20 protein-coding genes and 1 pseudogene are annotated in these 19,892 nt (G+C 65.4%); 8 read left to right on the forward strand and 13 right to left on the reverse strand.

Annotation, left to right across the window (positions count from 1 at the left end; genetic code table 11):
• Positions 1–12: 12 nt before the first annotated feature.
• Positions 13–288, forward strand: a complete 276-nt coding sequence (locus tag OG203_RS38300; protein WP_405168133.1) for a LysR family transcriptional regulator — start codon at positions 13–15, stop codon at positions 286–288.
• Here OG203_RS38300 and OG203_RS38305 read toward each other — a convergent pair.
• The 4 genes from OG203_RS38305 to OG203_RS38320 form a co-directional block, all read right to left on the reverse strand.
• A complete protein-coding gene (locus OG203_RS38305; protein ID WP_405162085.1) occupies positions 237–1,208 on the reverse strand; it encodes an AraC family transcriptional regulator in 972 nt (323 codons plus the stop codon). The genes OG203_RS38300 and OG203_RS38305 overlap by 52 nt on opposite strands.
• Positions 1,209–1,298: 90 nt before the next feature.
• Positions 1,299–2,234, reverse strand: a complete 936-nt coding sequence (locus tag OG203_RS38310; RefSeq protein WP_405162086.1) for a VOC family protein — start codon at positions 2,232–2,234, stop codon at positions 1,299–1,301.
• A 24-nt stretch (positions 2,235–2,258) separates the two neighbouring features.
• Positions 2,259–3,377, reverse strand: coding sequence for an alpha/beta hydrolase family protein (locus OG203_RS38315; RefSeq protein WP_405162087.1), 1,119 nt, complete (start codon positions 3,375–3,377; stop codon positions 2,259–2,261).
• 24 nt (positions 3,378–3,401) lie between these two features.
• Positions 3,402–4,529, reverse strand: a complete 1,128-nt coding sequence (locus OG203_RS38320; RefSeq protein ID WP_405162088.1) for an FAD-dependent oxidoreductase — start codon at positions 4,527–4,529, stop codon at positions 3,402–3,404.
• Positions 4,530–5,006: 477 nt separating this feature from the next.
• Here OG203_RS38320 and OG203_RS38325 point away from each other — a divergent pair, with 477 nt between their 5' ends.
• Both OG203_RS38325 and OG203_RS38330 read left to right on the forward strand, forming a co-directional pair.
• Positions 5,007–5,189 carry a hypothetical protein gene (locus OG203_RS38325; protein WP_405162089.1) on the forward strand — a complete coding sequence of 61 codons (183 nt, stop codon included), beginning with the start codon at positions 5,007–5,009 and terminating at the stop codon, positions 5,187–5,189.
• Positions 5,186–6,181, forward strand: a complete 996-nt coding sequence (locus OG203_RS38330) for an amidohydrolase family protein (RefSeq protein ID WP_405162090.1) — start codon at positions 5,186–5,188, stop codon at positions 6,179–6,181. The genes OG203_RS38325 and OG203_RS38330 overlap by 4 nt, the downstream gene beginning before the upstream one ends.
• A gap of 99 nt (positions 6,182–6,280) precedes the next feature.
• Here the strand turns inward: OG203_RS38330 and OG203_RS38335 are convergent, their stop codons facing one another.
• Complete coding sequence (locus OG203_RS38335; RefSeq protein WP_405162091.1) at positions 6,281–6,670, reverse strand: hypothetical protein; 390 nt, start codon at positions 6,668–6,670, stop codon at positions 6,281–6,283.
• A gap of 114 nt (positions 6,671–6,784) precedes the next feature.
• Between OG203_RS38335 and OG203_RS38340 the strand changes: the two genes are divergently transcribed.
• Positions 6,785–7,078 carry a hypothetical protein gene (locus OG203_RS38340; RefSeq protein WP_405162092.1) on the forward strand — a complete coding sequence of 98 codons (294 nt, stop codon included), beginning with the start codon at positions 6,785–6,787 and terminating at the stop codon, positions 7,076–7,078.
• A 253-nt stretch (positions 7,079–7,331) separates the two neighbouring features.
• Here the strand turns inward: OG203_RS38340 and OG203_RS38345 are convergent, their stop codons facing one another.
• The 5 genes from OG203_RS38345 to OG203_RS38365 form a co-directional block, all read right to left on the reverse strand.
• On the reverse strand, positions 7,332–7,907 hold the full coding sequence (locus OG203_RS38345; RefSeq protein ID WP_405162093.1) for a hypothetical protein: 576 nt from the start codon (positions 7,905–7,907) through the stop codon (positions 7,332–7,334).
• A 592-nt stretch (positions 7,908–8,499) separates the two neighbouring features.
• A complete protein-coding gene (locus OG203_RS38350) occupies positions 8,500–9,081 on the reverse strand; it encodes a dihydrofolate reductase family protein (RefSeq protein ID WP_405162094.1) in 582 nt (193 codons plus the stop codon).
• Between the two features lie 66 nt (positions 9,082–9,147).
• Entirely contained in the window at positions 9,148–9,987 is an 840-nt protein-coding gene (locus OG203_RS38355) for a helix-turn-helix domain-containing protein (RefSeq protein ID WP_405162095.1), read from the reverse strand.
• Between the two features lie 303 nt (positions 9,988–10,290).
• On the reverse strand, positions 10,291–11,580 hold the full coding sequence (locus tag OG203_RS38360) for a hypothetical protein (protein WP_405162096.1): 1,290 nt from the start codon (positions 11,578–11,580) through the stop codon (positions 10,291–10,293).
• A gap of 206 nt (positions 11,581–11,786) precedes the next feature.
• Positions 11,787–12,710 carry an alpha/beta hydrolase gene (locus OG203_RS38365; protein WP_405162097.1) on the reverse strand — a complete coding sequence of 308 codons (924 nt, stop codon included), beginning with the start codon at positions 12,708–12,710 and terminating at the stop codon, positions 11,787–11,789.
• Positions 12,711–12,834: 124 nt separating this feature from the next.
• Here OG203_RS38365 and OG203_RS38370 point away from each other — a divergent pair, with 124 nt between their 5' ends.
• A complete protein-coding gene (locus tag OG203_RS38370) occupies positions 12,835–13,215 on the forward strand; it encodes a MerR family transcriptional regulator (protein WP_405162098.1) in 381 nt (126 codons plus the stop codon).
• Positions 13,216–13,741: 526 nt separating this feature from the next.
• Here OG203_RS38370 and OG203_RS38375 read toward each other — a convergent pair.
• On the reverse strand, positions 13,742–14,164 hold the full coding sequence (locus OG203_RS38375) for a hypothetical protein (protein WP_405162099.1): 423 nt from the start codon (positions 14,162–14,164) through the stop codon (positions 13,742–13,744).
• A 709-nt stretch (positions 14,165–14,873) separates the two neighbouring features.
• Between OG203_RS38375 and OG203_RS38380 the strand changes: the two are divergent.
• A pseudogene (locus OG203_RS38380) lies at positions 14,874–15,812 on the forward strand (transposase); the annotation flags it as partial.
• A gap of 86 nt (positions 15,813–15,898) precedes the next feature.
• Here the strand turns inward: OG203_RS38380 and OG203_RS38385 are convergent.
• Positions 15,899–16,720 carry an alpha/beta fold hydrolase gene (locus OG203_RS38385; RefSeq protein WP_405162100.1) on the reverse strand — a complete coding sequence of 274 codons (822 nt, stop codon included), beginning with the start codon at positions 16,718–16,720 and terminating at the stop codon, positions 15,899–15,901.
• A gap of 511 nt (positions 16,721–17,231) precedes the next feature.
• On the opposite strand from OG203_RS38385, the gene OG203_RS38390 reads away from it, so the two are divergent.
• Positions 17,232–17,828: a DUF6461 domain-containing protein gene (locus OG203_RS38390; protein WP_405162101.1), complete on the forward strand. Its 597-nt coding sequence runs from the start codon at positions 17,232–17,234 to the stop codon at positions 17,826–17,828.
• A gap of 156 nt (positions 17,829–17,984) precedes the next feature.
• A complete protein-coding gene (locus OG203_RS38395; protein ID WP_405162102.1) occupies positions 17,985–18,308 on the forward strand; it encodes a helix-turn-helix domain-containing protein in 324 nt (107 codons plus the stop codon).
• Positions 18,309–18,885: 577 nt separating this feature from the next.
• Here OG203_RS38395 and OG203_RS38400 read toward each other — a convergent pair.
• Positions 18,886–19,878: an aldo/keto reductase gene (locus OG203_RS38400; RefSeq protein ID WP_405162103.1), complete on the reverse strand. Its 993-nt coding sequence runs from the start codon at positions 19,876–19,878 to the stop codon at positions 18,886–18,888.
• Positions 19,879–19,892: the final 14 nt, after the last annotated feature.

The raw sequence follows: 19,892 nt of genomic DNA on the forward strand, positions 1-19,892 counted from the left end.
GCGGGAGGTGGTATCGCACAGCCCGCACTCAGCGCCCGGATGCGCCGATTGGAGGCGGAACTAGGTGCGGCCCTGCTGGTCCGCAGCACGCGTAGCGTCGTATTGACCACGGCCGGTGCGGCTTTGGCGGAGTCCGCGCCGCCCGCGCTGGGCCGGGCCTGGGACACTGCCCGGAGCGCGGCGGCTGGTGAACTGGGCACGCTGCGCATGATCTCACTGAGGCATAGCCGGATTGCTTACCGACGGGCCGCGGTATCGGAGGGCAGTTCGCCGAAGCGGTCACGGTAGTCGGCGGAGAACCGGCCGAGATGAGCGACACCCCACCGGTAGGCGATCGTACCGACCTGGTCGGTAGACCCGAGGATGTCCGCGCGGATCCGTTCGAGCCGAAGGTTGCGGATGTAAGACATGGGTGTCACGCCGGTCCGGTCACGAAAGGCGGCGGTCAGGGTCCGCGGGCTGCAGTCGGCGGCCGCGGCGATCGCGCGGAGGCTGAGCTGCTCGGTGAGGTTCGCTTCGATGAATGCCAGCGCCGAACGCACCGAACGGGGGTATCCGGGCTGCGGACCGTCCAGCAATTCGCCGGTGTGCGAATGCGGTTGGGCCAGCAGCAGTGCGGTGACGATGCTCCGTAGCTGGCTGCGTTGCAGTTCCACGCGCTGGAACAGCGGATCACCCGAGTCCAACTGCTCCAGCAGGGAACGCACGAGCAACCGCACCGCCCGGCCCTTGGGCTCGCCCAGATCGAGAGCGAAGTCGAACCGCACCGTCGACAGCGGCGGGTGTCCGGTCAGCGCGGTGAATTCCTGGTCGACCAGTGCGGCGTCGATCCGCAGGCCCAGAAACCGCGTCGCGAATCCCAGCGGCCGCAGCTCCTGGGTGTCGCCGGGATTGACCACTCCCGCCGTGGACGAGTCGAGGACCGTACGCAGGCTCCCGCGCGACGCCGAGATCGCGCCGGAGACACCGAGATTGACGAAGTAGGACCGGCGCCCGACCGCCGTGTCGACGCGCACGTCGAGCGGCGAGGCGAAGTAACCGGCCGCGAAATCGGGCGCGCTGACACCGCGCAACTCGTGCTCACCCTCGGGCAGGTCGGCCAGGGGCGAGGTGATGATCGAGCCGCCGAACAGCCGGGTGGCCGCATTGAGCAGATCGACCGGGTTCCGCGACTTGGTGATGAGGAAATCGCGCAGCGGCGCGGTCATGGCCTTCACCTCCTCGGGACGGCCGCCGCGCTGTCTCTGGTGCGGCCAACTCCGATGATCAGTATGCCAACACCTGCCACGCGGTCGCGATCACAGCGGCGGTGCGACGAACAGCCCGCGGTCGATATCGTTGTGGGACTTGGCCGCAATGAACTCGTCCATCTCGTTCGCCGTGCCCCACTGGTCCGCATTGACGGGGTCACGCAGATCGTAAATGTGCGGGTGCCAGGCGTCCTCGTCCAGCATCTCCAGCTCCGTGGTGTACTCCACGGTGTTGCCTGCCCGGTCGAGGTAGTAGCTGAAGGAGTTGTCACCGGCGCGGTGTCGGCCAGGGCCCCACAGGCGCTCGATACCAAGCCGCCGCATCCGGCCGGTTCCGCGCATGTACTCGTCGATGCCGCGCATTTCGAAAGAGGCGTGATGGAACGCCGCGTGCGGTCCACGCACGATGCCGAAGCTGTGGTGAAAGGTATTGCACCGCAAGAACCACATGATTTCGCGGTCGGCGCCCAGGCACATGGTGTCCGAGAGGCGGAAGCCGAGATGCTGGATGTACCAGGCCACCGTGGCCTCGGGCGTTGGCGAGTTCATCAAGACGTGCGAAAGCCGAACGGGGACCGGCTCGCGAGCCTCGATTTTGCGGTGCCGCCGCGGGGTCACCTCGGCGGAGACCTCCACCACCCGACCCTCGTTGTCGAAGAATCGGACCGCATAGCCGCCTCCGGGCGTGTCCAGCGGCTTCGGTTCATGCACCAGCCGAACGCCAAGGGTGATCAGCCGAGCGGCCAGGACGTCGACGTCGGCGGCGGTGGCGGCGCCGAAGGCAAGGAGGTCGGTGCGTTTGCCGATATCCTCGCGTAGCCGCACCACATACTGTTCCGGGGAGCCTTCGGCCGCCAGGAACGCGACGCCGGAGTCGTTGGCGATTTCCGTCAAACCCCATGTCTCGGTGTAGAACTGCCGCTGCTCGGCAAAGTTCGGCATGGCGATATCGACGTGCCGTAGATGGGTGATCAGGTTGTTCATCGTGCACTCCTCGCGGTGTGGTGGTCAGTCGAGTCGCTCGGTCAGCCAGTCGACGACCGTGCGAAATACCGGGCCCTCGCCCATATGACCGCCGGGAAACATCCGGGCCGTCTTAGGCGCTCCGTGCTCGAGCGCCAAATACAGGTCCGCCGAAGCATTTTGGAGATCGTCCTTGCCATTGACCAGCAGCAGCGGGCACGACGGGCGGTCGAGGACGCCCTGATCGAGCAACGACAGCTCCGGGCACCGGGCGACGTAGTCGGCAAAAGTGGCGCCGCCGAATATGCGCGCCCTGGCCGGCATGAGATCCATCAGGTAGGACGAGGCGTCGCGGCTGCGCTCCTGCCATTCGGGCTGAAACGTCAGGTGAATGCCGCCACCCCAGTTGACCGCGGCTACCAGGTGCTCGCGGTGCGTGTGAGCGAGCTTCGTCGCCCAGTAGCCGCCGAACGAAAAACCGAGTGCCGCTACCCGTTCAGAGTCCAGGTCGTCCTGCTCGCGCAGCCACGCGAAGACGGGGTCCCACTGCCGCTCGGCGTCGCGGCTCGCGTGCACCGGCGACTGCCCCACGCCGGGTTTGTCGATGTGCAGGGTCGCGAACCCGCGCTCGCGCAGCATCCGGCCGCGCGCATAGGTTTCCTCCTTCCACACATCGATCCCGCCCCACATCAGGATCACCGGCGGGCGCACCGCCGCGCTGGGCGGGCGGGCCACGAAGAACCGCACCACGTCGCCCTCACCGGCGCGTCCGTCGAAGGGCGCCTCGACGTGCTGGACCGGGGTGTGCTCGAGCGCGGACACCCGCCCGAAGTACTCCACGGCCCGGTCGTAGGCGTGCAGTTTGGCCGGGTGCAGCGGGGACGGATAACGGCCGAGGAACGCGAATTGGTATGCCTGCCACCAGTTCTCCAGTGCCTGCTCGCGATCCCCGTGCTCCTCGGCGGTGCGCGCCCGCGCCGCGAAATCCGTCGCCCCCGCCAGCCAGTGCCCTGCCCAGGATTCGGGATCGATACCGGGGAGCGTTTCGATGTGCCGCGCGGCGGCATCGTGATCGATGGCGTTGAAGGGGTTCTTTCGCCGCGCGAGATGTTCACGCAGCCACTGCTGCGCGTCCGGCAGGGTTCGGGTTGTTGCGGCGGTCATCAATGTCTCCTCATGCGGGTTGGCTTACGCGGATTCGGCGAGCTGCCGGTGACCGGCCTCGATCAGTGGATATGCCTCGTGGTGGCGCTGCCGCTGCTCCAAGCCGGATATCGTCACCGAGGTTTGGACAAGCGCACGGCACCGTGGCGCACGCCGGTCGACAAAGGCCACTAGCCCGGCGCCGACCGTCGCATGACGTGCCACCTCCTTGGCAAGCACCAAGCCGTCCTCGATGGCAAGCGCTGCGCCGCTGGCCATTTGCGGGGCCGGTGCATGTGCGGCGTCGCCGATGACGACACCGTTTCCGCGGTGCCACGCGCCGGTCAGCACGGCCGTCTGGACCGGGCGGCGCACGACCGAGTCGGACGCGGCCACCAGAGGTCGGAGCTGCGCGACCCGCCCCGGAAAGATCGCAAGCAGCTCGGTCAGTCGCTGGGCGAGTTCGGTATCGGGCAGGACGCTCGGCGGCACCCCGTTCTCGGTCAGGAACACATACGCCAGGCTGTCCGAGATGGGCACGAGCCCAGCGGTATCGACCTGCCCGGCGAACTGGTGAATACCGGTGGCCCACACCGGGCGCGGTACCAGTGCCCGCCACACCATCTGGCCGAGGTAGTCGATCGAGGTCCGGAGACCGAGCAGGTCGCGCACCGACGAGCGAATCCCGTCCGCACCAACCAGTAGCGCGACCCGGCGGTCCGTGCCGTCCGACATCCGCACCTCGACCCGGTCAGCCGCCTGCTGCACCGCCGTCACGGTCATGCCGTGATGTATCACCGCCCCGCACCGTTCGGCCTCCGCATACAGAATGCGGTGCAGTTCAGCACGGGCGATGCCGACCATCGCCGGTCGTTGCCCGCCGATCAGCCGCGGCAGCTCCACCCGGTCAGCAGGCATGCCCTCGACGTCGACATGGGTAATCGCGCTCATCCCATAGCCTTTGGACAGACACGCGTCGACCAAGTCCAGTTTCTCGAGCGCCCGCAGCGACGGACCGGTCAGACACAAGCCCCATCCCGCGGTCGACCGGTCCGGATCGGCCTCGGCGACCTCCACCCGCCAACCCGAGCGTGCCAACGCGGTGGCGGCGGTCAGCCCGGCAACGCCCGCACCCACGATCACCACCGACCGCGAACCGTCATTACTGTCCATATTCGCCTCCTGCGCAACCGATTTCGCAGGAACAGTAGAAGACTTCAGGCACTCGCTTTATCCGGATCGAGCAGCAATCCTCCGCTCCCGGCAACGGTTTCGGACAGACATCGTCGTTGAAACACCCTGAAATCCGCCCGGGTGCCAGGTCAACGCGAGTCGGTCAGTGCCTAATGGGAAGCCATGTGCGCGCGTCAACGATCCCGCCGTAAAGTTGGCCACCGCCGAACGGACGTTTCGAGACCCCCAGGGTGACGGGCCAGCCGAACACGCTCGATTCGGCTACTCGGGCGCGCATTGAGAAGCGCCTTCTGCCAACGATTGTGGACCGTTGACCGACGCGCGCCCAGCGCCATGAGAGTGCGGTTGGGCCGAGCGCCGCTATCTCGATCATCTCCGCGTCCATGAATCCAGGCCCCCATGGGTACCAACTTGTATATACTAGTTGGTAGATAGCGAGTCAGGACGGGAGTTCCCATGACCAAGTTCGTCATCTCCGACGCGCGAGTGTTCGACGGCGAGAAGCTTCTCGGGACGGTGGATGTGCAGGTCGCCGACGGTGTCATCACCGCCGTGGGCGGTCCCCGCCCACCGGACGCCGAGGTTGTCGACGGTCGTGGCGCGACCCTCGAGCTCACCCCGACGGAGGCCCGGGCATGACCGACGGATTGATCGACGTGCACGCGCATTTCACCACCGAGGACTACATCCGCGCCGCCACCGCGGCCGGACACCGGGAAGCCGACGGCATGCCGGAAAGCTACTGGCCGCACTGGACCATCGAGGATCACCTCGCCCTGATGACCGACGCCGGAATCGACCGCGCATTCCTGTCGATCTCCTCACCCGGGGTGTACTTCGGCGACCCCGCCGCCGCCCGGCGACTGGCACGCGAGGTGAATCAGGCCGCCGCCCAGATCAAACGAAACCACCCGGACCGGTTCGGCTACTTCGCCTCCCTGCCACTACCCGACATCGACGGCGCACTCGACGAGATCGGCCACGCCTTCACCCACGGCGCCGACGGAGTGATCTGGATGACCAACACCGCCGGGCACTACCTCGGTGACCCCCAGCTTGCCCCGGTCCTCGCCGAACTCGACCGCCGCGGCGCCGTCGTGTTTGTGCACCCCACCAGCTGCGCCGGACACGAGGCCCTCGCCCTCGGCCGTCCACGTCCCATGGTCGAGTTCCTGTTCGACACCGCCCGCACCGTCATCGACTTCATCCTCAGCGGCGCCGCGCACCGCTACCCCCGCCTGCGCCTGATCGTCCCCCACGCCGGCGGCGTGCTGCCCCTGCTGGCCGATCGACTGGAACTGTTCCGCACCCTGAGTGAGGACACTGACGGCCCTTCGGTTTCCGAACTGCTGCACCGCTTCTACTACGACCTAGCAGGCACCCCCACCCAATCCCAGATCACCGCCCTGTCCACCATCACCACACCCGAGCACCTGCTCTACGGCAGCGACTACGTCTGGACCCGCCACCCCCAAGTCCTCCACGCCCTCACCACACTCGACACCACCTGGACCGAAACCGACCCCACCTGGCGTCAACAAACCACCCGCAACGCCCACCAACTCCTCGGCGCTACCCCGTACGCGCGGGTCTCCGACGAGAGGGCTTCGCCGGTTTCAGGCCGACAGTGATCCGGCGGCACGTCGACGTTGGGGTCGCTGATCAATGCCGGGCCCGCGACAACCCCACCCGGTGCTTGACTAGGGGCGCCCAAAGCGGTCATCAAATGGTCACGGCGTTGTAGCTTGGGGCCTGCCCAGGGCACAGGCGATCATCTCGAGTTTGTCCGTGTTGTCCGTGACCATTGTCTTGCATTTCTCTTCGTTCGCCCCGTACACCTGCATGATCGCGTTCCGGTCCCAGCACTCGTCCGAGGAGAAGCATTTGTTGTTGATCACCTCGCCCGCACAGTGCCAGAAGGCGTGCCCTTCGAGGTCGGGATACTGATCCTTGCACTGGTCCAGGCCTCTCGCGACGATCTCCTTGGCGCTGTCTGACCGGTCGATTCGCGACAGCACCACGGACTTGTACTTGTCGTAGTCGAATTGGGCGGGCGCGTACCCGGCCGACGGGGACATCACCATCGCACTGGCCACCAGCCCCACGAACACCCCGGACATCCCTGTCCACCTAATTTTCATACCAAGCAGAATGACGGCTCCCCGGCACCGAGCCCCGCCGACACCCCGACCGGCGACATCCGCATCGGCTACGCCCGCTGCTCGCACTTGTGAATGCCGTATCGGCGTTGTGATGCGGCTGCCGAAGCAGCGGAGGCCACCACCGCCGAGGAGGCCGCCGAGTGGGCCGCCGTTGCCGCCAAAGGCGCCGAGGACATCGACAGGGACGACTATGTCCAGGACGCCGTCATTGCCGCAATGACGGCTGCCGTAGATGCTGAGGACGACCCCATGGACAAGACGATTGCCGATAAGGCGGCGGTTGCGGAGGAGAAGGCTGTCGCAGCGGTGCGGAAGGCGTACGGAAAACCTGAGCTGGTGACGATCCTGCGACTGACTGCCGCGTAGAGACAGGTAATCCTGGGCAGGGATGGCCCTCGTTTCGTGCCCGATCGGGTGCACGGTATTCGTCATGAGCGAATGTCGCGGGGGCCTACAACTTATCCGCAGACCACATACACTGAACCGGCGCCGGGGGCCGACGCCATTTTCGGAAACGGGCGTGGGTCAACCAGAGAAATGCTCGTCGCGTGTAGCTGCCAAATCAGCCGCCCAGATGAATGTCTAGGCGGCTGAATGGTTTTACTGCAGGACTACTGCCTCATGCCTCGTCGGATTCATTGTGATATGTGCACGGGGCGACGTCGCCGGACGCGCATGTGCGGGTTGCAGTTCCCGCATTGATGGAGACTTGGTTAGGCGAGAACAGCCCGGACACGAGCGACGCGGACGGATCGGATTCGACCATGAGCGCGGGCAATCCCGCGAAGGTGCGCTCACGGTTGATGACACTGGTGCCAACCACGTGATTGCTGGCGTCGAACCATGTCACCTCGTCGTGTTCGTTGATCGTTGCCAGACCAGGCGAGCCGGTCGCGGACCCTTCGATGGTGGCGGTCCCATGCGTGATGGTCGGTTGGGTAACTGATACGCACGACGTATAGGTGATGGTGCCCGTAACGGTGTTCTCTTCGCCGGAGAAGTTCGCCACGTGCTCGTCGAGGGTGTAGCCGCAGACGTAGACCTGCTCGGCGGCGTGCGCCGGTGCTGTCATGCCGAGCGGTATGCAGATCGCCGCCAGGCATATGCCGCTGGTCCTGAGTGTGCGCGAAAGGGTTTTCATGGTCTTGCTCTTTTCTTCTCCGGCCAAGATCGACCGTTTGGTGATGCAGATCACATCGGAGAATTGCGCCGGGTGTTACAAACGCAATCCGTGTGAGTGATACGGGCCTGATCTGACCCGAAATCGTTTCATCTACCGCATGCCTGGCTGATATCGAAACATCCAGAATTCGTTTCGCTGAGTGCGGGCAACCGACATCCGAGAGATATTTCTGGACGTCTGCGACTATCAATCCCCGAATCTCGTTCTTCCGCAACGACGACGAAGGCGCCGAAGGTGAATCGACTCGTCGGGTAACCGGATCTGGGCACGGGTTCCGCAGACCATACGACCACCCCGCGCGAACGTCGGGTAATCGGCAGATCCAGACGTTCAGAGACGTTGGTAGCAGACCGGCCCGAGGACCTGGCCCACGATCTCATCGATACCTACCTGCCTGACGGCAGCAGCATCGAGGTGTGCCGGGCGGCCCGCTCCGAGAGTGAAGACATCAAGGTCCGGGTGCTCGCCTCGGCCGCAGGTGACGAGGCCGACCTCCTAGCCGTGCGTTCGCATGAAAGCGGTGCCAGCGAGGGGGAGTGGCGACAGGTCTCGGATAGCCACGGCCAGTTCATATTCCGGCGCTCTCGCCGACCGCTCAGATCGGTCAGCGGCGCACGCGATAGCGCAGGTGCAGCACCCGGTTGCCCTGAATCACCACGTCAGGTTCCGCCAACAGGTGCTGCGCGTGGACCGACCCGAAGTAGCGCTTGCCGGACCCGAACACGACGGGTACGACGTCCATGCGCACCTCGTCGATCAGGCCCGCGGCAAGCACCTGGCCACCGACGTCGCCAGCGGCGACCTCGACCATGCGGTCACCCGCAAGCTCCTGCGCCTTGGCCACGGCTGCCTCGACGCCGTCGACGAAGTGAAACGGCGCCTCGGAGTCCCAGCCCTCGGGCTTCGGTCGGTGCGTCACGACGACCACGTGGTCGATCCCGCCCGGAGGCTTCCCGTCCCAGCCGTCCGTCATGTCGAAGACGTGCCGGCCGACGATCGTGACTCCGATCTGGTCCCAGTACGGCCGGGTGTAGTCGTAGGACGTCTGTGACACCTTCACCTCGCCGCTCTCGTCCAACGGGACGTCACCACTGGACAACCAGTCGAACAGCGGTCCGGGCTGGTCGTTCTCGTCCGCGACGAAGCCGTCCACCGACACCGAGGCGTACATGACCACCTTGCCCACGGGGCTCTCCTTTGCTTTCGGGTGCCCCCAAATTAGCGTGTCGTGAGCTGGCGCTCTTGTAAGAAATCAATCGGCCGGCAGCGGCCAGCTGTCCAGCACGTGGCCGGGATGTTCGCGCAGGAACCGCCGCCGGACTTCGAGATACCGGGTCGGCGTGAGCCCGGTGAACGCCCGGAACTCGTGGCCGAAGTGGGCCTGGTCGAAATAGCCTGCGCCACCGGCGAGGTCGGCCCAGTCGACCGGTCCGGCGGGGTTGATCGAGAACACGGTGGCGGCGAAGCGGTAGGTGCGGGCCAGCCGCTTCGGCGTGACGCCGATGAGCTCCTTGAACCGCTGAGCCAGATGCGTGCTGCTGACACCGGCTGCCACGCTCAGGTCGCCGATCGCCACCGCCCCGCTGGTCGCCGCGATGACGCTGCTCGTATGGCTGACCAGCCCCAGGCCGGCAGTCTCGCACAACCGTCGCATGAGCTCATCCTCGAGCAGCGTCAGCATCTCGCGCGGTCCGTCCGCCGTGGCCAGCCGGTCTCGCAGCTCAGCAACGGCGGGCCTGCCCCAAACCTGCTCTACCGTCACCGGACAGTCACACAGTTCGGCCGCGGGCATCGACAGCAACGGCGCCAGCCCCCACGGCTTGAAGTGCACGCCGACAGACCGGGTCCGGAGTGGGTAGCCGAACTCCAACGCGCGGGTGGGCATGGTAACCACGCAGCCGTCGGCGTACTCGGCAGTCTCGATGTCGGTGCCGGCGCGGATGCGGAACGGCGCCCCGAGGTTGACGATGAGCAGCGCCGACGGCATCGGCGGCAGCGTCAGCCGGTTGTACGGCGGCGCACCCTCCAGGTAGTAAAGGTCGTCGATCAGCTCGTCCAGCGGCGGTCGCGGCACTCTGGACACGTACTCCACGCCCACAGCATCGCCGACGCCCGCCGACATCGCACGCCGGGATGGTCCAACCGCGCTGCCGCCGGCATCGAGTCGACGTCGATCCCGGACGAGCCTCCGGCCGTGGACCTTTGCGTGGGATACGCGTGCTGCGTGCGAGATCGAGGATTCTCGGTCCTGCTACATGGCCCGCAAATACCCTGACTCGACATTCGCGCGCGTTGGAAAGCTGTGTCGGCCAACAAATTTGGACGGCCGACCCACGCCCGGCTCGCGGCATGATCGGTCACTCGCGCTTACTGAAGTCAGCACGGATCGTTCTCATCACGACACGTCGAGTCCCGGATTCAGGGCGATCTCCTCGAGCAGCGCTAACGGCAGAAGCTCGGCGGGTGCGTCGGCGAAGGAGATTTTGATCTGTGTCCCGGACGGGCGGGTGACGGTGACCGTACGGTCAGTTCGCGGGGTGGACGCCAGCGCCGCACTTCGCTCTTCGTGGGTCTCGACCACAGTCCCGTCCGGCAGCCGCCGCCTCGTGCTGCCGTAAGCGGAAGTATCGGGCTCCTGCGGCAGGGGTTGCGCGGTGCTGATCACGATGGCCAACCGCGATTGCCGGCCGGGCGTGGTTACTCGAACCGTCTGGCACACGCCGCTGCCCCACTCTCCCTGCCGCAGCGCCCCCAATGGCCGGTTCAGGGGCACACCGTCGAGCGGGATCTGCGCCAGCACCGCATCCCATCGACGAGCCTGGGCCTGATCGATCACCGCGCCGGGTTTCGAGAAGGGCAGGCAGACCTCGGGCGGGCTCGACGTTGCGGGCGGAACCGGCGCGCTGATGCGTAGTTCGGGATCGGTCACGAGCGCGACGAGTTCATCGACGGCCAAGGGGACGGCTCGGGGACGGCCGCTGCCCTCAGCGGCTTGATCGGTGGCGTTCGCATGGGCGACGGATCCGTCGGGCCGATAAGCGGTGGCGTTGCGGGTAAGGGTGCGAACCCCCTCGATCTCATACCAGGTGTCATCGGTATCGACGATCGTGCCATCGGGAAGGTGGCGCCGTTCGTCGAGTTCGCCGGCGACGCACGGTGGAATCGGCTTGGTGGCTTGGTGCACGGTCACCGACAGCGCGCCCTCTCGGTCACCGCGAAGCAGCGTGGCGTTCGCCCTGGTCCAACCGCCGAATCCCTTGTTCTGCGTGGCATCGCCGAGGATCGGCTGGAACACCAGCGAGCGCGTTACCGGGGCGAAGGCGATCTCGACATCACCGGGCAGCCCATCCTGCAGCGCCTGCGTCATCGCGCCCGCCTTGGGACCGGAGAACCACGGATAGGACGGATTATCGTATTCGTATGTGACGGAGTAAGCCATCCCGAACGTTTGCCGTTCCCGCGGAGGTTCCACGACATCACAACCCGGGATCTGCACCGGAAACGCGACCGGCGGAGTGACATAGGAGCTTTTGGCCCGAGCCGTGGGCTCCGACGGTTCCGGCTCGTGCACCAGCCACGCGATCAGGTAGCCGGTCACGACGATCACGACGCAGGTCAGACCTACCTTCCAGCTGTTCACAGCCGGGGAGGGCTTGGCCGCGTCCTTGTCATCACCGTTTTCCATGTCCTGCATTCTGTCTGCCGGTACCGACATGCTGCACACTCGACGGCGGACGCCATGCACGCACGCTCCTCGGCATGTGCGCGCGTTGGGCAGTGCTGTCAGCCAACCGATTTGGACGGCTGACCAACGCGCGCCAAGCGGCAGATCCGGACGTTCGTGTCCATGCGGGTCGCAGTCACTCGCGCGGCAGCTGCGTTTCTGCCGGCTCATGCCGGGGCAAGGTGTTGTTCGGCGAAGGCGACAGCGTCGGCGACCGCTTTGTCCGCAGCGGGAAGAAGCCCGGCGAGCAGATGCCATACGTGCCCCATCTCGGGCGCGATGTCGAGGCGGGTCGGTACGGCGTCTTCGGCCAGTTTGGTGGCCAACCGGATGGCATCGCTGAGCATGACCTCGTGACCACCGATCTGGATCAGGACCGGAGGTAGTCCGCGTGTGTCGGCGTAGACCGGTGAAGCCAGCGGGGTGTTCTGTGGTGCGCTGCCCAGGACGAGGTCCGCAGCGCGGCGCAGCCCCGCGCGGTTGACGGATGGGTCTATGCCGTCGAGTGTGCGCATCGTGGCCCCGGTGTGTTCGAGATTCGCCCAGGGGGAAATGGCGATCGACGCGGCGGGCATGGCAAGCCCCTGGTCACGGGCCGCGACCAGGGCACTGACCGCCATGGCGCCACCAGCGGAGTCGCCGGCGAATACCACGTTCTGCGGCGCAGTACCCTGCTCCAGTAGCCAGCGGTAGGCCGTGACCACGCCATCGACGGCGGCGGGGAAGACTGCTTCGGGCGCGAGCCGGTAGTCCGGGACCAGAACGTGGGCACGCAGGCGCACAGCGAGATTGCCGACCAGGCCGCGGTAACTCTGCGGATCTCCCACGAGGTAGGCGCCACCGTGCAGGTAGATCAGGTGGCGACCGGTGATCGCGTCCGTGGGGGTCGCATACTCGGCGGCCACTCCGCCGGCGTTGACAGCGACGAAGTCCACCCCGCCCGGTGCTGGAAAGTTGTCCTGGAAGAACTTTCGGTAAGCGAGCCGGATGTCGGCCAGGGTGTCGGATCCTACCCCGGCTGCCGCGTCGAAGACGCCGCCGCTGTGGGTCGCCCATTCCTGGTAGAAGGCCGGGACATCGAACGGAACCATGGCAGGTCCTCCTCATTCGCAGGTGCACAGCGGCTGTGTCTCAACCGCGTTGCGAGTCTGCGACCTTCACATCAATGTGAAGGTCAAACGGGCTGGCCAGAGTCGGCGTCGTAGGCTCGATCGCATGAGAATCGGAGAGCTGGCAGCGCGCACCGGCATCTCCCGGCGGCTGCTTCGCTACTACGAGGAACAGCAGCTGATCACGCCCGGGCGTTCCTTCAATGGCTACCGTGAGTACGAGGAAGGTCATGTCGACCGCGTGCTGCAGATCAAGGGACTACTCGACGCTGGGCTGCCGACCCGGATCATCGGCCAGATCCTGCCCTGCCTGGATAAGCCCCGCAGCATCTACTTCGACGATCCGACTCCTGAGATGCTCTCCGTCCTGGAACGCGAGCACAAAAACCTGACCCAGCGCATCGACTGCCTGACCCGCAACCGGGACTCGATCGCCGACTACTTGCAGACGGTGCGCGGAGTGGTCGCCACCGCCGATTCCCACTGACCCCGGGCTCAACGTCGCCTGGCGCAGCCGGTCAAGCTGGTTGCGCAGCGAATGTCGTTACCTCCGAGGTAATCGACACGGTCGGCCGAACGCTCGCACATCGGCAGATCCGGACGTTCACTGAGCGTTCGGCCGACCGCTTGATCAGGGTCGATCGAACGTGCGCACATCGGCTATTTGCGTGCGTTGGGAACCCTTGTCTACCAACGGATCTAGGCGACCGACCAACGCGCGCTCCGCAGCATAGAGCGGATGTCCTTGACTCGCGGTCGGCACTCAGCTGTGCCGACCGCGGCAGCCAGTTGTGTACACGATCAGCAGATCATTGACAGGTGTGTCGACCTTGCCTGACTGTGTAAACGAGGCCGCACGCGAACCTGACACGCTCGGTCAGGGCCAATACCTCAAGGTCTTGCTCGGGGACGGTTCGATGGTCAGCGGCCGACTGTCGTCCGTTGCTATGCGGTCGACGATTCACTTTGAACCCGCCACCCGAAACCGCGCGGCACCATTTCGAGAAGTCTGGCTAAGTTTTGTACTCGCCCTTAGAGGCGGTGCCGCGGTCGGGGTTGGTAAAGGGTTCACCGTCCACTGATGTGTAAATCCCGGTGTTAACTTCGACTTTGCCGCCTTTTTCGAAGCTATTACTTGCGCTCTTTACCGTGAGCGTGATCTTTTTCTCTTTGTTGTCGCAGGTCGCGGACTTTGCAGTGACTCCGCCTGCCTCCTTCGAACGTTGACGGACGTCAGCGTCTACGGTGCGCTCCTGACCCTCCTCTGGAGGGGCGCGCATATATGTAACATCGACACTTATCGTGTCTTTCGATGAGAATGTCACTTTATCTATCTTTGTGAATGGTTTATCTGCAGCGTGAGCGGTCGCTGGCATGAGTGCAATTAATGCGAACGCGCCAATTGTCGCGCTGCATATTGCTTTAGGAAAGGTCAATTTTGCATCCCTTCGTAGTTGGAATCTTTGACGAGGATTGGATCCGGTGGGGTCGGCGGTATGCACTGCTTGGGGTTGTGCGGGTTGGGATGATAGCCCGGCGGACAGTGAACCAGGCGCGCGGCGACATGCTTTACCAACAGAGTCGTGCACGTGTGGGGCTGGTGATCGCCCAGCTCATCCCGGCGCTCAGCACCGCCGCAGTCACCACCAACGCCAAGCCGATCCCCACCATACGATCACCCATTCCAGCCTCCTGTGATAGCGACGAAACCGAAGTGGACCGGTCACACCGAAAGACCAGGACCGGTCCAAAAGCCTATTCGGAACCAGGCCGACCATGGATGGGGCGCGCTACAACGCACGCACTTCGGCTACTTAACACTGGTGGTAGGACTTGATCCCGGCCAGGATCGAGTCCAGGTGCCCGGTGAGAAGCTCCCAAATCGGCTGCCCACCTGCGTCATTGGTGTGGCTCTCACATGGCTTGCGTCTCACCGGTCACCGTGCCGGGAATGGCTAAGTAGGGGTTTGCCCACAGCTCGAAGTAGCGGTGCCTTCCCGCACGGACACCATCCGCGGATTGGGAAGGACGCCACTGGTGAAGGACATCATCGGAATGGACCCGCACAAACGCTCAGCCACGATCGAAATCATCGACCCCACCGGCACGGTGTTGGCCACGGGCTGATACGGCACCGACAACGCCGGATACAGCGAAATGCTCACCACTGCACAGCGATACCCAGACCGAGTGTGGGCGATCGAGGGCTGCAACGGCATCGGCCGACATATCGCGCACCGCCTGGTCCACGACGGCGAGACCGTTATCGACGTGCCGGCGAAACTCTCGGCGCAGATTCGAGTCTTCGCGACCGGCAACGGCCGCAAAACCGACCCCGTCGATGCGCATTCGGTGGCGTTGGCTGCGCTTCGGTCACCGAATCTGCGCCAGGTGCACGCTGATTCGCAGTTGATCGCGTTGGGCATGCTGGCTGATCGCCGCGATGAACTCGGGCGCGCCCGCACCGACACCGTCAACCGGCTGCACCGGTTGCTGCTGGAATTGCTGCCTGGTAGGGCCAAGAAGTTCCTCTCGGCAACCCAAGCACGCAAGCTGGTCGCCACCGTCAAACCCCGCGATCCCGCGGGCAACGTCCGGCGCCGTCTGACCGTGGAGTTAATCGGCGAACTGGAAACCATCGACCGCAAGATCAAGGCCGCGAACAAAGAACTGCGTGAGCTCGTCACCGAGCGTGGTTCCACTCTGACCGATCTGAACGGGATCGGACCCGCCGGCGCGGCCCGCCTGCTCGCCGATGTCGGTGACCTGCACCGATTCCGAGACCGCAACCGGTTCGCATCCTGGAACGGCACCGCACCCCTAGACGCTTCCTCCGGTCAACAGCAACGACATCGGCTCTCCCGCTCCGGAAACCGGAAAATCAACCGCGTCTTACACACCATGGCCATCACTCACTGCGCAATCCCAGCGCCGGGCGCACCTACTACGACCGGCGCAAAGCCGAGGGCAAGACCTCGATGGAAGCGATGCGGGCGCTCAAACGGCGCCTGTCGAGCGTTGTTTACACACGCATGCTCACCGACCAGCAACGACGGGAAAGGCGAGCCCGGACAGCAGCCATGAGCATGTTCGGGGAACAGTATCCAGGGTGTGACCGAGAACGTGCACGGGAACGGTCAGCACGTGGAGGCAGGCCGCGGGTGCACAGGTCAGGGGAGAAGGTGGGCGAGCAGACGGGCGGGAGCGTCTTCTTGTAGCAGGTGTCCGGCATCCTCGATCCAATACAGCGGTGCCTGCGGGAGGTGCTCGTGCAGCCAGTGGCCGTACTCCGGGGGCAGGATCTTGTCTTGCCGACCCCACAGCAACTGGACCGGAATGTCGATTCCCGAGAGCAGCGCCTCGAACGGTTCGGTGTCGGCTTGGGCCAGCTGTCGGTATTGGCGGTAGTAGGCGGCCTGCCCCGATGGACCGAGCCAGGGTTGCAGGAAGGTCTCCAGTACCCCGGGCCGGAACCCGGCGTGGGTCGCGTTGCGCAGATGCGCGGAAACCAGGGCCTCATGGGCGTATCCGGGCAGCTGCTCGAACACCTCGTGGTGGTTACGCATCAGCGCGAACAACCCCCGCTCCCAAGGGCCGCCGCTGACACAGTCGAACAGGGTCAGATCGCGGAAGCGGGCGCCCTCTAGCAGCAGCGCACGCAACACCACCGCACCGCCGATATCGTTGGCCACCACGGCCGGGGCCGACTCGGCGGTGTCGAGTTCCCAGTAGCGCAGCAACCCGGCGAACCGGCGGGCCTGCGCGGCCAGTGTCAGGTCCTGGCCCTCGGCCTGCTCGGAATAGCCGTAGCCGAGCTGGTCGAACACGTAGACGGTGTACCGCTCGGCCAAGGCGGGAGCGATCTCCCGCCACAGGAATGAGGAGTAGGGCGTGCCGTGGACCAGCACTATCGCCCGCTCGCCGTTTCCGAGCTTGGCCCAGCGCACCGCGCCCCCGTCGACCTCCACCGATTCCGGCAGCTCCCACGTCATGACCGCCACCTTTCGCCGCTTACATATCCGGGTTCGATCACTTCTCGTTCCGGCACCACCCTATCCACGCTGCCTCCGCACTCTTATCGCCGCAGCTCAGTTCAACCGATCAGCATCCAGTTGCCATAGGTCCGGATCACTCGCTCGTCGGCATGTGCGTGCGTTGGAAAGCCCTTGTCTAGCAACCGATTTGGATGGATGACCAACGCGCGCCCACCGGCATTATCGCTCACTCGTCCTGACTGAAATCAGCATGGATGAGTGCGATACACAAGGTTTGACGCTGATTTCCGGACGTTGGACTTCCATCGAGTCCCGCAACAGCTCGGCATGTGGAATCGGCTTGTCTGCCCGGCCATGGGTGTCGGTGGCTCATGGCAGTGTCAGCCGTTGTGATTGCTTCAGCTGATGACGACGCCTGGTTTCATGATCATGGACTGTGTTTCCCGACCTTGATCGCGATCAACGAATCGGGGGCGTCGTGAACACCATGACCGGTGGCCTTGGGTGGATGTACGACAGGAATCTGCCGCTGCTCTGCCTCACCTTCGCTCGTCAGATCAGCGCCCGGGAGCTATTGGAGCGGATGGGCGTCGACCAAAGCACGGTGGCGGTGCGCGGGCCGGATGACTTCCACGACGAGCTGGGCGACCTTCTCGACTCAGACGGTGGATATGTGGTCAGCGCAGGGCATTACGGAAGCTGGGCTTGGGCGTGGGAGCACGGTAGCTGGAAATGCGTCGAAGACCGCGGCCTGGTGCTGCGCGCCTCGATCGGAACCGCGGCGTTGGTGCTGCACGCCAACGAGAAACCGGGTGAGGTGTTCTGGTACGCCGAGGACGGCCGCCTCATCACTGGCCTCTACACCACCACCGGCCTCGCCTCAGCAAACCGGACCGGCAGTGACCCGCACCGCTTCGACACCGAGATGCAGGCGCTCGGCGCCCGACTCGAAGAAGACGAATACGACCCCTTGGGAGACGGCCCCTTGGGGGTCCTCGGAATGTTCTACAGGCTGGCAGAGAACCTCGGTGTCGGGCTGCCACTGGATGACCTCAACAATCGTCCCGTCCTCAGCGGCCGGCTCCTACCCCCAGCCGCGCGGTAGCGGCCGAGTCGCCCAACACGCGCCTGGCGTTTCGCGTGACGCAGGACCATCACATAATCGGCATGCGCGCGCGTTGGGAAGTGCTGTCAGCCAACCAGTTTGGACGGGTGGCCAATGCGCGGTATGCGGCTGGTTACCGGATGCTTGTCCGCATGAATGACGCAACGGACTACTCCTCCGTGCGTTCTGCGTCGTCCGGGATCCAAGGGAAGGCGACCTCGGGCAGCCCAAGAATCGACAAGCACGCGCACGTTCACCCGCCGCTTCCGCGAGGAGATCGGCATCTCACCGGGTCAATGGCTCACCCGCCAGCGCGTTGAACGGGCCTGCACCCTGCTCGAGCGAAGCAGCTTGCCCGTCGACGAAGTCGCCACTGCCGCCGGGTTCGGCTCCACTGCCTCGATGCGGTTGCACCTGCACACCGAACTGGGCGTCTCACCCAGTGCCTACCGCGCCACGTTCCGCGGACGCGATCACTGATCGCACTTCGAACGCCGAGATCGATGACAACCAAGCTGCCGATCCCTGAGAGAAACAATGCCCCGTCCACCGGAAACTCCTGTCCGGCAACGCCTTAGTGACAGTTACGGCGCTCGCCACCATCGCGCCATGCGGCAATCGCGGATGTTCTGTGCCGCAGTCGATCTCAAACGCTAACCGCGCGCCCAGCGGCTATAAGGCAGTCGCCGATCCTCGGCACGTGATCATCGGTGTTGTTGTTCGCGCTCGAGTGGCTGACGCGCAGTATTTGAACGTGCGATATTCGCTGTGCCCGAGATGCCTTGCCATACAGGATGTCTCGATACGTGAATCGCCGAGTATCGAACCGTAAGACCGGAACAGATTGATCTTTCGATGCCTCGCGCCGGACAGCGCGGTGACCTACAGGCTATAGCCCTGGCCGCGGCGGACTTCGCGGCCGCGGCGCAGGGCGTGACGTTCGGCTTCCCCCAGCTCTTCGTGTCCGGTGAGGTGGCGGGCGATCGTGCCGGGATCTCGATCCGCACCGGTGGGCGCGACGTCATCGAGCTGGACGTCGTGCGCTCGAGCCCATCGGCTAACCCCGAGCGACCTCAGCGGTGTGCGCGGGGGTGTAACGCTCGCCCATCACCTGGTGGCTCAGCGGGTCCAGCACGGCCAGCGCCTCGGCGTCCAGGGTGAGCTCCAGCGCGGCCGCGTTCTGCTCCAGCCGGGCCGGGTTGCGGGTGCCCGGAATGGTCGCCACCGCCACCCCGAGCCGCTCGGCCTGGGCGTACACCCAGGCCAGCGCCACCTGGGCCGGGGTGGCACCCAGCCGGTCGGCCACCTCGCGCACGGTCTGCGCGATCTTCTCGTTGGCTTCGCCCGCCGCGCCGGCGAAGCGGGGGTTGGTGCTCCGGAAGTCCTTCTCGCCCAGCGTGGATCGGTCCAGGGTGCCGGTCAGGAACCCCCGCCCCAGCGGCGAGTACGGCACCAACCCGACCCCCAGCTCGGCCATTACCGGGGTGACCGCCTCGACGTCGCGGGTCCACAGCGAGTACTCGCTCTGCACCGCGGTGATCGGGTGCACCGCGTGCGCCCGGCGCAGCAGCTCGCCGTCGACCTCGGACAGGCCGAGATGACGGACCTTGCCCGCCTCGACCAGCTCGGCCATCGCCCCGACGGTCTCCTCGATCTCCACGTCCTGGGGCGGGCGGTGGGCGTAGTACAGGTCGATCACCTCGACACCCAGCCGCAGCAGCGAGGCGTCGCAGGCGCGCAGCACGTAGTCCCGGGCACCGCGGATGCGGCGTGCCCGGTCTCCGGCGCTGCGATCGATGCCGAACTTGGTGGCGAGCTGCACCTGGTCCCGGCGGCCGTGGATGGCCCGGCCAACCAGCACCTCGTTGTGCCCGGTGCCGTAGGCGTCGGCGGTGTCCAGGAACGTGATGCCCAGCTCAAGGGCCCGGCCGATGGTGGCCAGGCCGCCGTCCCAGTCGGCGGCGCCGTAGCTTTCGCTCATCCCCATGCACCCCAGGCCCATCGCGCTGACGGTGAGACCGGGCGAGCCGAGCGTGGTTCGAGTGATCATGCGCGGATACTCCT

It is taken from the genome of Nocardia sp. NBC_01499, from assembly GCF_045040275.1.
GTDB lineage: Bacteria > Actinomycetota > Actinomycetes > Mycobacteriales > Mycobacteriaceae > Nocardia.

Bases quoted from the DNA above. Each gene is read 5' to 3' on its own strand.
- OG203_RS38365 (WP_405162097.1), bottom strand. From the start codon at position 12,710: ATGGTTCCGTTCGATGTCCCGGCCTTCTACCAGGAATGGGCGACCCAC.
- OG203_RS38310 (WP_405162086.1), bottom strand. From the start codon at position 2,234: ATGAACAACCTGATCACCCATCTACGGCACGTCGATATCGCCATGCCG.
- OG203_RS38390 (WP_405162101.1), top strand. From the start codon at position 17,232: ATGTACGACAGGAATCTGCCGCTGCTCTGCCTCACCTTCGCTCGTCAG.
- OG203_RS38400 (WP_405162103.1), bottom strand. From the start codon at position 19,878: ATGATCACTCGAACCACGCTCGGCTCGCCCGGTCTCACCGTCAGCGCG.
- OG203_RS38360 (WP_405162096.1), bottom strand. From the start codon at position 11,580: ATGGAAAACGGTGATGACAAGGACGCGGCCAAGCCCTCCCCGGCTGTG.
- OG203_RS38325 (WP_405162089.1), top strand. From the start codon at position 5,007: ATGACCAAGTTCGTCATCTCCGACGCGCGAGTGTTCGACGGCGAGAAG.
- OG203_RS38340 (WP_405162092.1), top strand. From the start codon at position 6,785: ATGCCGTATCGGCGTTGTGATGCGGCTGCCGAAGCAGCGGAGGCCACC.
- OG203_RS38335 (WP_405162091.1), bottom strand. From the start codon at position 6,670: ATGTCCGGGGTGTTCGTGGGGCTGGTGGCCAGTGCGATGGTGATGTCC.
- OG203_RS38315 (WP_405162087.1), bottom strand. From the start codon at position 3,377: ATGACCGCCGCAACAACCCGAACCCTGCCGGACGCGCAGCAGTGGCTG.
- OG203_RS38320 (WP_405162088.1), bottom strand. From the start codon at position 4,529: ATGGACAGTAATGACGGTTCGCGGTCGGTGGTGATCGTGGGTGCGGGC.
- OG203_RS38330 (WP_405162090.1), top strand. From the start codon at position 5,186: ATGACCGACGGATTGATCGACGTGCACGCGCATTTCACCACCGAGGAC.
- OG203_RS38305 (WP_405162085.1), bottom strand. From the start codon at position 1,208: ATGACCGCGCCGCTGCGCGATTTCCTCATCACCAAGTCGCGGAACCCG.
- OG203_RS38370 (WP_405162098.1), top strand. From the start codon at position 12,835: ATGAGAATCGGAGAGCTGGCAGCGCGCACCGGCATCTCCCGGCGGCTG.
- OG203_RS38385 (WP_405162100.1), bottom strand. From the start codon at position 16,720: ATGACGTGGGAGCTGCCGGAATCGGTGGAGGTCGACGGGGGCGCGGTG.
- OG203_RS38395 (WP_405162102.1), top strand. From the start codon at position 17,985: ATGACGCAACGGACTACTCCTCCGTGCGTTCTGCGTCGTCCGGGATCC.